Source organism: Cyanobacteria bacterium GSL.Bin1, assembly GCA_009909085.1.
Lineage (GTDB): Bacteria > Cyanobacteriota > Cyanobacteriia > Cyanobacteriales > Rubidibacteraceae > Halothece.
Window position 1 is genome coordinate 1 of the sequence record JAAANX010000033.1, and the last position, 13,649, is coordinate 13,649.

11 protein-coding genes and 1 tRNA gene are annotated in these 13,649 nt (G+C 44.1%); 6 read left to right on the forward strand and 6 right to left on the reverse strand.

Annotated features, from left to right (window positions below):
- Positions 1–320: 320 nt before the first annotated feature.
- Together GVY04_01890 and pheA are read right to left on the reverse strand one after the other, a co-directional pair.
- A tRNA-Met gene (locus GVY04_01890) sits at positions 321–392 on the reverse strand.
- 152 nt (positions 393–544) lie between these two features.
- Positions 545–1,396, reverse strand: coding sequence for a prephenate dehydratase (gene pheA, locus GVY04_01895; GenBank protein NBD14925.1), 852 nt, complete (start codon positions 1,394–1,396; stop codon positions 545–547).
- 274 nt (positions 1,397–1,670) lie between these two features.
- Between pheA and GVY04_01900 the strand changes: the two genes are divergently transcribed.
- Both GVY04_01900 and GVY04_01905 read left to right on the forward strand, forming a co-directional pair.
- A complete protein-coding gene (locus tag GVY04_01900; GenBank protein ID NBD14926.1) occupies positions 1,671–2,255 on the forward strand; it encodes a DUF1997 domain-containing protein in 585 nt (194 codons plus the stop codon).
- 233 nt (positions 2,256–2,488) lie between these two features.
- The gene (locus GVY04_01905; GenBank protein NBD14927.1) at positions 2,489–3,721 is read left to right on the forward strand and encodes a hypothetical protein; all 1,233 of its coding nucleotides are present in this window, start codon (positions 2,489–2,491) and stop codon (positions 3,719–3,721) included.
- Here the strand turns inward: GVY04_01905 and GVY04_01910 are convergent.
- Positions 3,701–4,333, reverse strand: coding sequence for a ribonuclease HII (locus tag GVY04_01910; protein ID NBD14928.1), 633 nt, complete (start codon positions 4,331–4,333; stop codon positions 3,701–3,703). The two genes, GVY04_01905 and GVY04_01910, sit on opposite strands and share 21 nt — an antisense overlap.
- A gap of 46 nt (positions 4,334–4,379) precedes the next feature.
- Between GVY04_01910 and GVY04_01915 the strand changes: the two genes are divergently transcribed.
- Both GVY04_01915 and GVY04_01920 read left to right on the forward strand, forming a co-directional pair.
- Positions 4,380–5,276, forward strand: coding sequence for an ROK family protein (locus GVY04_01915; GenBank protein NBD14929.1), 897 nt, complete (start codon positions 4,380–4,382; stop codon positions 5,274–5,276).
- Positions 5,218–5,427, forward strand: a complete 210-nt coding sequence (locus GVY04_01920) for a hypothetical protein (GenBank protein ID NBD14930.1) — start codon at positions 5,218–5,220, stop codon at positions 5,425–5,427. The genes GVY04_01915 and GVY04_01920 overlap by 59 nt, the downstream gene beginning before the upstream one ends.
- A gap of 91 nt (positions 5,428–5,518) precedes the next feature.
- Here GVY04_01920 and aroA read toward each other — a convergent pair whose 3' ends face one another.
- The 3 genes from aroA to GVY04_01935 all read right to left on the reverse strand — a co-directional run bounded on the left by aroA (position 5,519) and on the right by GVY04_01935 (position 10,616).
- Positions 5,519–6,871: a 3-phosphoshikimate 1-carboxyvinyltransferase gene (gene aroA, locus GVY04_01925; GenBank protein ID NBD14931.1), complete on the reverse strand. Its 1,353-nt coding sequence runs from the start codon at positions 6,869–6,871 to the stop codon at positions 5,519–5,521.
- A 125-nt stretch (positions 6,872–6,996) separates the two neighbouring features.
- Positions 6,997–7,461, reverse strand: coding sequence for a hypothetical protein (locus GVY04_01930; GenBank protein NBD14932.1), 465 nt, complete (start codon positions 7,459–7,461; stop codon positions 6,997–6,999).
- A 92-nt stretch (positions 7,462–7,553) separates the two neighbouring features.
- Positions 7,554–10,616 carry a DEAD/DEAH box helicase family protein gene (locus GVY04_01935; protein NBD14933.1) on the reverse strand — a complete coding sequence of 1,021 codons (3,063 nt, stop codon included), beginning with the start codon at positions 10,614–10,616 and terminating at the stop codon, positions 7,554–7,556.
- 269 nt (positions 10,617–10,885) lie between these two features.
- Here GVY04_01935 and GVY04_01940 point away from each other — a divergent pair, with 269 nt between their 5' ends.
- Together GVY04_01940 and msrB are read left to right on the forward strand one after the other, a co-directional pair.
- A complete protein-coding gene (locus GVY04_01940) occupies positions 10,886–13,042 on the forward strand; it encodes a polyribonucleotide nucleotidyltransferase (protein ID NBD14934.1) in 2,157 nt (718 codons plus the stop codon).
- Between the two features lie 144 nt (positions 13,043–13,186).
- Positions 13,187–13,582 (forward strand): peptide-methionine (R)-S-oxide reductase MsrB, encoded by a 396-nt coding sequence (gene msrB, locus GVY04_01945; GenBank protein ID NBD14935.1) that lies wholly within the window; start codon positions 13,187–13,189, stop codon positions 13,580–13,582.
- The last annotated feature ends 67 nt before the right edge of the window (positions 13,583–13,649 follow it).

Below are 13,649 nucleotides of genomic sequence, written 5' to 3' on the forward strand. Positions count from 1 at the left end.
TGTCCTGGACTAACCCAGTTGGGCGAGATTCCGCCCTCTTACATCTAATCCAAACTAGAGAAACATCTGGAAGTGTTTACTCGCTAACCGCTCATGGCTCTATTCGCAGCTACGGGGAGGTTATCTCTCCCCAATCCCCCACCTCACGAAGTAGGTGGGGGTCATTGAATCTTGGGGTTAATATCCATGCCTAAACTTTGCCTAAATTTTTTGGGTAATTAGTCCTTTTTAGAGAGAATAGTCTAGATTGAAAAACCAGTCAACAACACAAAAAGACCGTCTGGCGATCTTTTAAGGCTTATCTTTATTCCAACTAAAAATGGCTCAGGCGTGATTTGAACACGCGACCAAGGGCTTATGAGTCCCCTGCTCTACCGCTGAGCTACTGAGCCGCTTACGAAAGCGTTTACTATGCTAACACAGTTATTTAAGGGGAGCAAGGTAAGATTCAATTTTTCTTTTCATCAATTTATTGGATCTGAAACTTGAAATACTGAGATGACCAAAATTCCTGAAGCTAAGCGCTCATTCATCACTCTGCACTTTAATGAATGGGTAACACATCATAATTCCCAAAAATTTTGAGGACTTCTGTATATTGAGGCAAATCTTCTAACGCTGCTTGAACATGAGGCTGACTGGCATTGCCTTCAATATCAATGAAAAAGAGATACTCCCCTAAAGAACGTTTAGTGGGGCGAGATTCAATGCGGGTTAAATTGATTTCTCGTTGGGCAAAAACAGAAAGCGGACGAACTAGTGCCCCCGGTTTGTTAACCCCTGTACTAAAGCCAAGGGAAATATACTTGCCGTTTGTGGCGGGTTCTAAACCGACAACCCAAAACCGAGTGCAGTTGCCAGGGTAATCATTGAGAGATGAAACTAAAATCGGTACATTGTATAGTTTTGCAGCCCGAGAGGACGCGATCGCGCCACACCGTTTACTTTCTGCTTCTTGCGAGAGATAATGTAAGGCTTCGACAGTGGAAGCGGTAGGGACTAACTGTACTTGGGGGAGACAAGACTCCAGGGCTTTTTGGCACTGGGCAAGGGCTTGAGGATGGGAATAAACGGTTTGAATTTCTTCTAAAGCAGTGGCATGAGAGAGTAGGGAATGCGTAATCGGTAGCACTAATGCCTTTTGAATTTGTAGTCCTTCCAATTGCCACAAGGTATCTAGGGTAACGGTTACACTTCCTTCTGTCGAATTTTCCACGGGAACAACTGCAAAATCGGCTTCTTGTTCAGCGACCGCCTTTAAAGTTTGAGCAATACTAGCATAGGGACATAATAGCGAGTCCTGTCCATGAGTACGCTGCAACCATTGTGTATACGCTAAAGCTGCCGTCTCGGCATTCGTCCCAGTCGGCCCTAAATGAGCAATGGAGAAAGTCATATTGTTTATTAACGAAAAAAGGAATCGCAAGGGAAGATTAAACTAATTATCTATGATCAATATCTTTGTAATCAATTTTCTATCACTTGCAGCAGAGTTGTTTTCTCAATTCCTTTGTTGCTTTGGAGAGAGGATAAAGCTAACTGGAGTTTTTTATACTTATTATTAAGCGATGTGAAGTTTTTTAATGCATACGCTCGCTCATGATTCTGCCCTGTCTTGACAGTGAGAGGATTGAAATGAGAGTCCACGCTGAGAGAGTCTTAACCAAACTATGGAAACTGTACGATTTACCGCGTCTGAGTCTGTTAATTTGACCGTTCCGCCGGAAAATACGCCCATTCAACATTATTTACGCCAACCGCAACGTTTAGTAAAAACAATTGCGAATCCTAAACTAATGACACCTCTCTCGGAGAACCGCTTTCGCTTGAAAATGCGCCCTCTCAATTTTCTGGATATTTATCATTTTCAACCTTCGGCAGTGCTGAAAGTAGTTGCTGATACTAAGGGGGCTGTTACTCTGACATCAGAAAGCTGTGAAATTTTAGGAAACGATTATATTAATGATCGCTTTTCTCTTCAACTGAAGGGCAAATTGGAACCCATTCAAGAAAATGGTAAAACTTACCTGAGAGGCGTTGCTGATTTAACCGTTGATGTGAACTTACCGCCTGCTTTGTGGTTTACTCCCCGACCGATGTTAGAGACAACAGGAAATGGTTTATTGAAAGGGGTATTGAGTCGCATTAAACAAAAGCTAATGAATCAGTTGATTTCTGATTATCACGCCTGGGCCAATCAAACGACAACAACGACTAACCAACAAGCTTCTCTATCTTCTCCCAAAACAGCTTGAAATTAAGCTCGCATTCTTGAGTTGACTAAGGGACAATATGGATTAGTTGGTAGGCTTGAAGCTGAATCATTTGTTCTTTATAAAGTAATCAGAGCATGAGGCACAACGAACCAATCATCAAGCAAGTGCCTCTAGCTAAGATAATAATTTGCTGTAATTTAAGATGAGGGTTTGTAATTGATGATTGACCTGGGCATAATTAAGGAGAAATGAATTGCTTTTCTCCTTAATCTATGTATTTTAGCGGTTCAGTTTACCATTCTCAGCATACTCTGTTTTCTCGGTTAATTTTTCCTTGTGCTCAAGTTAAAAAGCTCCTGCAAAGGGTTTATGATTTTATATTACAAAGCATTTGGACTGAGCTAATTTCCGGGAAGACTATCAAAAATGAGGTTGCGAACCTCGTTTTATTTTTTATTTTCTGTTTATTTTCCATTGCATTTTTCCACTTACAAACCTATCGAGGAATTCTGCTAGTTTTATTTTTTAGTTTGTGGCTGATAGATCGCGCGATCGCGCAGAAGTATTATCAAAAAGGCAGCAGTAAATATCCCGTTTCTCTCCACATTACTGAGAATAAACTTTATTTCAAAGAATATTTACCTAAAAATCAAACTATTGATTTAGAATTTAACCGTGAACAAATTAAAGAAAGCGCGATCGTTTCCCGTACCCTTTACAGTGATGGCTTTCAAGCAGAGATTAAGCAATGTTGGCAAGTTCTCCTTTTTTTGCAAGACGGTACCGAAATTCTAGTCGATGAACAACCTAAGCCAGAAAAAGCACTCAGTAAAGCCAAAAAATTAGCAACCCAATTAGAGATTCCGATTATTTTATTAGAGAGTGAAGGGAATCATTCTTACGCAACACATGAGTTATCCCCGATTGCAACAGCAAACTCGAATACGATTCAAATTGAGTTACAAAATCAGCAATATCATATTTATTCGCAATGGCGACTGCAAGATAGTTGGCAACTATTGAAGCAAATTTTAGTCCAGTCAGGTTTTCTCCTATTTGTCATCATTAGTACAAACTTTATGGTTCGATGGGGTGGTTTTTTAAATGCGGTTTTTATCCCTTTTTTTAACCAACAGCAAACCACTATTTATTTACCGAGTATATGGGAAATATTACGTTTTAATTTAGATATAGAAAGCTATTTTGAAATTGGTCTAGCCGTTGGCATTATCATATTTCAAGGCGCAAAAATTAGTCGTACCCAACACATTTATCTCGATCAGTCCTTGCTTAAATATTATGTAGGTCATCAGAAACAAGAGCAATTAAAGACAGCAGATATTGAAGCCATTATTTTAATTCCAGAACCTAATTTAATGGTGTTAATTGTTGCTAATCGTCAAGCCCTAATGATCGAGCATTTACCTACCCCTGACGCCTATCGAAAAATGGTAGAAAAAATTGAATTTGCCCTTAATCAGCAATCAGTGAAGAGTCATCCTTGACTGATTCTGACAAGGACGAAAAGAGAGACGATGTTGCGGAGACGGACCATATTCTTGTAGCGCAAGACGATGGGCTGCTGTTCCATATCCCTTGTTGGTTATTAGATGATACTGAGGATATTGGTTGCCCCAAAGACGGACAATCAGGTCATCGCGCCAGACTTTTGCGATAATACTCGCAGCACCAATGGCGCGCGATCGCGCATCTCCTTGTTTTAAAGTTACCTGCGACAGCTTTAAGCCGGGGACTGGAAACCGACCATCCACAAAGCAGAGATCCGGTTGCGGGGTTAACTTTTGTACCGCCCGTCGCATCGCTTGTAGAGAGGCTTGTAAGATATTAATCTCATCAATTTCTTTGGCGGTGGCGTAGCCAATGCGGACATCACTAACAACCGTTTTAATTTGTTGGGCTAACTCTTCTCGCCGTTTGGCAGAAAGTTTTTTACTATCTTTTGCGGCAATTTCGTTTAACTGCGATAGTTCTGCAACGGAGATAACCACTGCTGCTGCAACTACAGGACCAAATAATGCGCCTCTTCCCACTTCATCTACTCCTGCAACCAAAGTTGAGGGGTGCATTTTGGCAAGCGTCTGTGCTTCGAGATTCATGAGTTAATGGGATAATGGTCAGTTGTTGATCTAATCATTACTCATTGTGCAACAGCCTACAGTTATCGGCATCGATTTAGGCGGAACTGCGATTAAGCTGGGACGATTTCTCCAGGATGGTACTTGTCTGCAGCAGACAACAGTACCGACACCGCAGCCCCCTGATCCAGAAGCAGTTGCAGAGTTACTGCGGATTGCGGTGCAAGAAGTAGATCCAGAACAAACCAGTGGCGCGATCGGCATTGGTACACCGGGACCCACAGATGCAACAGGTCGTATTGCCTTGATTGCCATCAATCTCCTTGGTTGGCGCAATGTTCCCCTCGCCGATTTATTAGAAGCAAAGATTGGACTCCCCACGTTTGTTGCTAATGATGCCAACTGTGCGGGTTTAGGAGAATCTTGGTTGGGTGCGGGGCGCAATGTCAACAATCTGATTCTCCTGACTCTGGGAACAGGGGTTGGTGGCGCAATTATTATCAATAATCAATTGTTTACAGGGGCTTATGGCGCAGCAGGAGAGTTAGGCTTAATTACTCTCAATCCACACGGCGATCCCTGTAATAGTGGCAATCATGGGTCTTTAGAACAGCATTTATGTGTGCAAGCGATCCAGCGGAGAACGCAAAAAACCCCCGCTGAACTCGGAAAACTGGCAGCAGCCGGAGACAAAACGGCCCTTACCTTTTGGGAAGCGTATGGACGCGATTTAGGGGCAGGATTAGCAAGTTTAATTTATGTGCTGACCCCGGAAGCCATTATTATCGGCGGCGGAATTAGTGCCAGTGCAGAATTCTTTTTACCTGCAACTTGGCAAGAAATTGAAAAGCGGGTGGTTAGTATTTCACGGATGAATCTCCAGCTTTTAACCGCTGAACTAGGCAATCGAGCGGGAATGGTTGGTGCAGCTAAGCTGGCTTGGCAGAAATGGAAAGGGAGATAAGGGAGATAAGGGAGACAAGGGAGATAAGGGAGATAAGGGAGATAAGGGAGACAAGGGAGACAAGGGAGACAAGGGAGACAAGGGAGACAAGGGAGACAAGGGAGACAAGGGAGACAAGGGAGACACCCTCATCCCTGAAATAAATAATTGATCGCCCAATATTCTCTGTTCCCTAATGACCAATGACTAATGACTAATGACCAATGACCAATGACCAATGACCAATGACTAATGACCAATGACTAATGACTCTGACAGATCTCTTGTAAAGTCTCTGTAAAGCCTGGATAAGAAATACTCACTGCTTGCGCCCCATGAATTGTTGTTTTACCTTTAGCATTAAGAGCAGCGATCGCGAAACTCATGGCAATGCGATGATCGTTATAGGCTTCGATGTCAGTGCCGGTAAGTGTCCCTTCTCCTTGGATTTCAAAGCCATCCGGATATTCAGTAATTGCTGCGCCCATTTTAGATAACTGTGATGCCATCACCGCAATCCGATCACTTTCTTTGACTCGTAGCTCTTCTGCATCTTTAATCAGGGTTTTCCCCTTAGCAAAAACTGCTGCTACTGCTAAAATCGGGATTTCATCAATTAAACGCGGAATTAAATTCCCCCCAATTTCTGCGCCCTTTAACTGACAAGATCGGATGCGTAAATCAGCAACGGGTTCTCCGGCAATAATCCGTTCTTCTTCAATGGTAATATCGGCTTCCATGCGAGTGAGTGCCTCTAAAATACCAGTCCGTGTCGGATTAATCCCTACATTGGCAATCACTAACTCAGAATCGGGAACAATCGAGCCAGCAACTAACCAAAAGGCAGCCGAACTGATATCACCAGGCACGACCACGATTCTGCCTTGGAGTGTTGGTTGTCCCTCCAGGGTAACCGATTTTGTTTCTGGATCTGTGGTAATATTTGCCCCAAACGCTGCCAACATCCGTTCACTATGATCCCGCGATAGCGAAGGTTCAATCACAGTTGTATTCCCGTTTGCCATCAGTCCAGCCAGGAGAATACAAGATTTGACTTGAGCCGACGCGATGGGAGAACAATACTCAATTGCTTTCAATGATTGCCCTTGAATCGCTAAGGGAGTACGAGAATTGTTTTGTCTTCCCCAAATCTGCGCTCCCATTTGCAATAGCGGTTGCACGACCCGCGACATGGGGCGCGATCGCAGCGATTCATCACCATTAATGACAAAAAAACGATTTGCATGAGAGGCGAGTAAGCCCAGCATCAACCGCACTGTTGTTCCTGAATTTCCCGCATCTAAAACTTCTGTTGGTTCTTGCAAGTGGTCTAATCCCACCCCTTCTACAACAACTTCTTGAGCATTGAGTTCAGAAATACGAGCCCCCATTGCTCGGAGACAACGGGCAGTACTCCGGGGATCTTCTCCTAATAATAACCCCCGAATCCGGGTTTCTCCTCGCGCGATCGCGCCAAACATTAAAGCCCGATGGGAAATGGATTTATCGCCGGGAATCTTCACATTTCCTTGCAATGTCACCCCTTGATCCGGTCGTTCAATGACTAACGTTTGCTGTAAATCAGTCTCATGAATTGTAATGATCGAATTAGACATATTTTTTAATGAATCATAGATTCAGTGAGAAATATCAGGAAGTTTGGCTACAAATAAAATTTATGCTCATCTTACCATTATTGACTTAAATCATCAATTTATAGCGATCCAATAAGTTACTTGGTTTATCTGTTCCGATTCAACTGCCGCACTAACCAATAACTAATTGAAAGTGCAAAAATTGCCACTGCCAAAGAAATTAAATCAGTATTTGAATATTTTTTCAAATCAAAGATAATAATTTTACGTGCTACTGCAATCAGGGAAGTCGCAATGACCAACTCAACTTGGAAAATATGTTTTCTTAAATAAGCCGTAATATTATCTAACAGTTCTAACGCAATTAAAATATTTAGAAATAAGCCAAAAACTTCTAAAATCGTTTGATTAAAAAAACCAGAGGGAGGCGATCGGAATAAAATTTGGCTTAAGACAAACATCAAATCAACAAGTGCAACTAAAATAACAATAAGCAGCGCAATGGTTAAGATTTTAGCGACAATTGTTTCTACGCCTTCAGTGATATTTAAAAATTTTTCTTCTTCCCATAATTTAGATATTGATCGGATGAAATTGCGCACTTTTCTCATGTTTATTCTTAACTCATAACACGGCTTTTGCTACTCTCATCAATTGAAAAATGATAGAGACGGGTAAAGGAAAAAGGTAATATAACAATGATTTATCCCTCTTCATCAAGCACCGCTTTCCGATCTAATAACACCAAATCTCGTAACTGTTCTGTATCCAATTGCGTGAGCCAATCTTCACCGGCATCAACCGTTTGCTCTGCTAATTGCTTTTTACTTTCAATCATTTCATGAATCCGTTCTTCTAGGGTGCCGGTACAAATAAATTTATGGACCTGGACATTTTGTTTTTGTCCAATCCGAAATGCCCGATCCGTTGCTTGGTTTTCGACTGCCGGATTCCACCAACGATCAATGTGGAAAACATGATTAGCCCGAGTTAAATTTAAACCCGTTCCTCCTGCTTTAATGGAAAGAATAAAAAATGGCGGAGCATCGGGATCATTTTGAAAGCGGTCCACCATTTCTTGGCGTTGCTTTTTGCGAGTTGCACCGTATAAAAAAGGAATCGAGCAATTAAATTCTTTTTGAAGATAAGCTTGTAATAATTTTCCCCATTCAGCAAATTGGGTGAAAATTAAAGCGCGATCGCGCTCAGCCGTCAACTCTTCTAACATTTCAACTAAGCGCAATAATTTACCAGAGCGTTGGGCAGAATCTAAGACTTTTTCTTTGTTTAATAATGCCGGATGATTACACAACTGTTTGAGCTTCATTAACAGTGTTAGGATTTTACCATGACGTTGAATCCCTTCCGCCGCTTCAATATCAGACAGGGCTTTCTCGACAATTTCTTGATAGAGTTTCGCCTGTTCGCTGGATAAGCCACAATAGACATTCATTTCCTGTTTTTCCGGTAAATCTTGGATAATGTCTTGATCCGTTTTCAGCCGTCGTAAAATGAAGGGTTGAACCAGAGAACGCAGGGTTTGTAAGGAATCGCGATCGCCGTATTTTTCAATGGGGGTGGCAAAACGGCGTTGGAAAAATTGCTGTGACCCTAAATAACCTGGATTCAAAAAGTCAAGAATTGACCACAATTCAGAAAGGCGGTTTTCCAGGGGGGTTCCCGTGAGAGCAATCCGAAAATTGGCTTCTAATCCCCGCACGGCTTTCGACTGCTTGGCTTGCGGGTTTTTAATATTTTGCGCTTCATCTAAAATAATCCCGTCCCAAAGCACAGTTTTGAGTGTGGTTGCATCCCGCTGGGCTAGCACATAACTCGTAATCACTAAATCATATTTTTGGGCTTGTTTGGCAAAGGGCTGCCCTTGCTTGCGCTTTTCACCGTAATGAACCAGCGTTGAACAATAATGACTGGCAAAGCGTTGCACTTCTCGTTCCCAATTGCCTAAAACAGAAGTGGGACACACTAAAAGGACAGGGGCAGACAGTTCTTCTTTTTCTTTAAGATGGAGGAGTAGCGCGATCGCCTGAATCGTTTTCCCTAACCCCATATCATCAGCTAAACAAGCCCCTAAGCCCCACTTTTGCAAAAAGGCAAGCCAACCTGCCCCTCGGGCTTGATAGGGACGTAATTCTCCGCGAAAGCCTGCCGGTGTTGCAATGGGAGTCAGCGCCTGATTGCCACTAAGATTGGTAATTAACTCCCGCAATGCCCCGCTGGCTTCAAAATCAACAATGGGTAATTTGCCCATGGTCTGGGTTTCACCACTGGTGAGACGCACGGCATCTTCAACAGAGAAATTCATTTGTTCATCACTTACCTTAAGAAGATTTTGCGCTGCTTTCACATCACTGGGTTGTAAGGCTAACCATTTCCCATTCACTTCCACTAATGGCGATTGTTGGGCTAATAATTGTTGAAACGCTTCTGGGGAAAGGGTTTCTTCATCCACTGCTAATTCCCACTGATAGTCAAGTAAACTCTGTAAGCCTAACTTTTGTCCCTTTTTCGGGGCTTTTGCTTTCACCTTTACCCCCAAACGTCGTTCCCCGCTACCGGGGGCTAAACCGGGAGGAAGCATAATACCAAAACCATTTTCTGATAAACGCCAGGCACTGGCGCGAATAAACTCATAAGCCGCGATCGGATCGAGAGAACAACCTGTGGGCGTGGGCTGTTGTAAACTATCGCGAATCGTCGGATACAGGCGTAAGGCTAAACCTAACCCTTGTAGTAAGCTTTCTTGAGGCTGTTTAACCTTTCTTTCCTCATAAACCAGTTCAGTGGTTGCAGCCTGCCAAATCGTAGTTGCCGGTAAAAAACAATTTTCATCGTCACGGGCTTGTAAACCATATTCTAAATACCAATTTTCCGTTGCCTTTTCTGGAGGAAGCAGTTGGAAACAAGGGCGAAACGGGTTTTGTCCTAGAGATTTTAAGACCTGATCTCCCAAATAATCCTTGACAGGCGCAATCCAGAGCTGCAACGCTTTATCGAGACGGTGTAAATTCATCTCATCTACCGAAAAAGTCGGTTCGGAACTCGCCAGCGCGGTAAACCATTGTTTGAGGAGAGGGGTGGTGACAGGGGGAAAGGTTTGTACCGAACACCGTCGAATTTCAGTATCAATGACGGTACTGATAAAACTGATAATAAGCGCTTGGGGAGATACCTCTAAATCATGGGCGCGGCAACTCGTGGGCATTTGTTCGGCAAAAGTTTGTAAACGGGCTTGGTCACTCGGGGCATCAAACAGAGGTTGCCAAACCGTTTTTCCTTTCCCTGCGCTTGGCACTTGCAGTTCCGGTAAAAACTTAGATCGCGCCAGTAATTGACAACTCCAGCGGTAAAGATGCGACCAAAATTGTAAACTTCCCGTTTCGGTGGTTGTTGATAAGAACGGGAGAAGACTCGCTAGAGGGAGGTGATAGCCTGACACTCGCCAAGGTTCTAGAGAAAGATTGTCCGGCGCTGGTGGTGTTTGCTGGGAGAGAAGGGGAAGGAATTGTTGCTTACTACTGTCTTGAGTGGGAAGGGATAGTAATAATGAGCGGTAATCGGTTAATTCTTCGGCGGAAATTTGTTGCTGCGTCAACGCACGTTTCAGTTCAGCTTCATCCAGGGCAAAAGGGTGGTCACTGGGCAGATTTTCTGCCTTGATGCCTGTACAACTGCGCCAGGTTTCTCCCCAAATAAAAAATGTTTGTTCTTGCGGATGAGACAACCAAATTCCGTGTAATTTCGTCATTATTGATACTTTTTTGCTTCCTGGGTCTAACAACGCTAAAGATGCCAAGGGAAGCGCCGCTTGCTGGTTCTCCCAAGACATCTTTTGAACTGATACTTTCTACCTTACCGTGAAATGAGAGAGGGAGTGGTGGAGATCAGGTAAGGCGGTGAAAGACCAATGACCAATGACTAATAACTAATGACGAATAACCAATAACAAATTCTTTAGTGCTAGCATTGCCACAGAGAAAGAGCATAGCTATAGTCACATAAGGAAAAGAGACGATAATGATGGAATTTGAACAGTCAATATCCTTTGATGGTCGGGATATTCGGCTTCAAGTCGGACGGTTTGCACCACAAGCCGGTGGTTCTGTCCTCATTGAATGTGGAGATACATCAGTCCTGGTCACAGCGACTCGCAGCGGAGGACGAGAAGGAATTGATTTCTTACCGTTAATTGTCGATTACGAAGAAAGACTTTACGCCGCCGGTCGCATTCCCGGTGGTTTTTTACGACGAGAGGGTCGTCCCCCAGAAAAAGTGACGTTAACCAGTCGTTTGATTGACCGCCCGTTACGTCCCTTATTTCCGCAGTGGATTCGGGATGATATTCAAGTGGTGGCAACAACGTTATCCATGGATGAATTAGTGCCGCCAGATGTGTTAGCGGTCACCGGAGCTTCCCTTGCCGTCATTTGTGCGCAAATTCCCTTTTATGGTCCCATGGCAGCGGTACGCGTCGGTTTAGTGGGAGATGACTTTATCATTAATCCCACCTATGACGAAATTAATAACGGTGATTTAGATTTAGTCGTCGCCGGAACCCCTGATGGCGTGGTCATGGTAGAAGCAGGGGCGAATCAACTCCCGGAACAGGATGTCATTGAAGCCATTGAGTTTGGTTATGAAGCGGTTCGGGATTTAATTGAAGCGCAAAAGCAGTTAATGAAAGACCAAGGCATTACCTTAGCGACGGAAGAACCGCCGCAAGTGGATCCGAAATTGGAAGATTTTATTAAAGCCAAGGCCACGGAACCGATTAAAAAAGTGCTGCAACAGTTTGATCTCGATAAAAATGGACGAGATGAATTGTTGGATCAAATTAAGGAAAACGAAATTGAAAACGCGATCGCGCAACTGCCTGAAGATGATCCGCTGCAAGTTTTAGTCACTGAAGATCCCAAAGCCATTGGCAAGGTCTTTAAAGAGGTCACCCGTAGCCTAATGCGGGGTCAAATTGTTGAAGAAGGGGTGCGCGTCGATGGACGGAAACTCGATGAAGTCCGTCCGGTGAGTTGTGATGTGAGTGTGCTTCCGAAACGGGTTCATGGTAGTGGCTTATTCCGGCGGGGGTTGACGCAAGTCCTCTCTCTCGCCACCTTAGGTACTCCCGGGGATGCCCAAGATTTAGCGGATGAACTGCATCCCAACGAAGAAAAACGCTATCTCCACCACTATAATTTTCCCCCTTATTCGGTGGGAGAAACCAAACCCTTACGTTCCCCTGGGCGACGGGAAATTGGGCATGGGGCATTAGCTGAACGGGCCATTATACCAGTGCTTCCTTCTAAAGAGGATTTCCCTTATGTTTTACGGGTCGTCTCTGAGGTTTTATCCTCCAATGGTTCCACCTCGATGGGGTCAGTATGTGGTTCCACCCTCGCCTTGATGGATGCGGGCGTTCCCATCAGTAAACCGGTGAGTGGGGCGGCTATGGGCTTGATTAAAGAAGCAGATGAAGTGCGCGTCTTAACCGACATCCAAGGGATTGAAGATTTCCTTGGCGATATGGACTTCAAGGTCGCCGGAACCGATAGTGGAATCACGGCGCTACAAATGGATATGAAAATTACTGGCTTAAGTTTGGATGTGGTGCGCCAGGCGATCGAGCAAGCCCTTCCCGCACGGTTACATATCCTAGAGAAAATGCTAGCGACCCTTGATAAACCGAAACCGGAACTCTCTCCCTTTGCCCCCCATCTCATCAACTATAAAATTGATCCTGACTTAATTGGATTAGTGATTGGACCCGGTGGGAAAACCATTAAGAATATTACCGAACAAACCGGGGCAAAAGTTGATATTGAAGATAGTGGTGCAATGACGATTTCCGCATCCGACCGCGAAAGCGCGATCGCGGCGCTGAATCAAATCAAAGGACTGACTCGTAAAATTAGTGAAGGGGATGTTTGTCTCGGTCGCGTCACCCGCATTATTCCCATTGGTGCCTTTGTGGAACTCATGCCCGGCAAAGAAGGGATGATTCATATTTCTCAGCTTGCTGAGTATCGCGTGGGTAAAGTCGAAGATGAAGTCGCTGTCGGCGATGAAGTCGTGGTGAAAGTGCGAGAAATTGATAACAAAGGACGTTTGAATTTAACCCGCCTCAATATCCATCCTGATGAAGCGGCTGCTGCGCGGGCTGCGGTGGAAGCTGAATAACCCATCAAGATTCCCTCCCACTAAGCTGAAACCATAGTGGGAGTTGCACTAGCAGCCGCCTTCCTTTTCCAGTTTCCCGAACACTCTGAGGGGTTAAAAACGCTACACTACAAATAAAGACGTTAAGAATTATTAATTAAAATCATGGTTGAGAAAGTCAAAAAATCTGAGCAAGAGTGGAAGCAACAGTTAACCCAAGAACAGTTTCGGGTAACCCGCCAAAAAGGAACTGAACGCGCCTTTACTGGCGAATATCACGATAAGAAAGAACCCGGGACTTATAAATGTGTCTGCTGTGGTCAACCCCTATTTAGTTCTGAAACCAAGTACGATTCAGGGACTGGCTGGCCCAGTTTTTATGCTCCCATTAAGGATGACAACGTCAGTTATGAAACAGATCGGAGCTTGTTTATGACACGCACGGAAGTCTTATGTTCCGCCTGTGATGCCCATCTCGGTCATGTGTTTGAGGATGGGCCTAAACCCACGGGAAAACGCTATTGCATGAACTCTGCTGCTTTAAATTTTGAGCGTGAATAGTGCGCCGAAAACGACCTTGTTTCAGTGAGTTGATCGCGCCATAATACTCACCAGAAAGAGGAAAAGC

Bases quoted from the DNA above. Each gene is read 5' to 3' on its own strand.
- GVY04_01940 (NBD14934.1), top strand. From the start codon at position 10,886: ATGATGGAATTTGAACAGTCAATATCCTTTGATGGTCGGGATATTCGG.
- GVY04_01900 (NBD14926.1), top strand. From the start codon at position 1,671: ATGGAAACTGTACGATTTACCGCGTCTGAGTCTGTTAATTTGACCGTT.
- GVY04_01910 (NBD14928.1), bottom strand. From the start codon at position 4,333: ATGAATCTCGAAGCACAGACGCTTGCCAAAATGCACCCCTCAACTTTG.
- msrB (NBD14935.1), top strand. From the start codon at position 13,187: ATGGTTGAGAAAGTCAAAAAATCTGAGCAAGAGTGGAAGCAACAGTTA.
- GVY04_01930 (NBD14932.1), bottom strand. From the start codon at position 7,461: ATGAGAAAAGTGCGCAATTTCATCCGATCAATATCTAAATTATGGGAA.
- pheA (NBD14925.1), bottom strand. From the start codon at position 1,396: ATGACTTTCTCCATTGCTCATTTAGGGCCGACTGGGACGAATGCCGAG.
- GVY04_01935 (NBD14933.1), bottom strand. From the start codon at position 10,616: ATGACGAAATTACACGGAATTTGGTTGTCTCATCCGCAAGAACAAACA.
- GVY04_01905 (NBD14927.1), top strand. From the start codon at position 2,489: ATGTATTTTAGCGGTTCAGTTTACCATTCTCAGCATACTCTGTTTTCT.
- aroA (NBD14931.1), bottom strand. From the start codon at position 6,871: ATGTCTAATTCGATCATTACAATTCATGAGACTGATTTACAGCAAACG.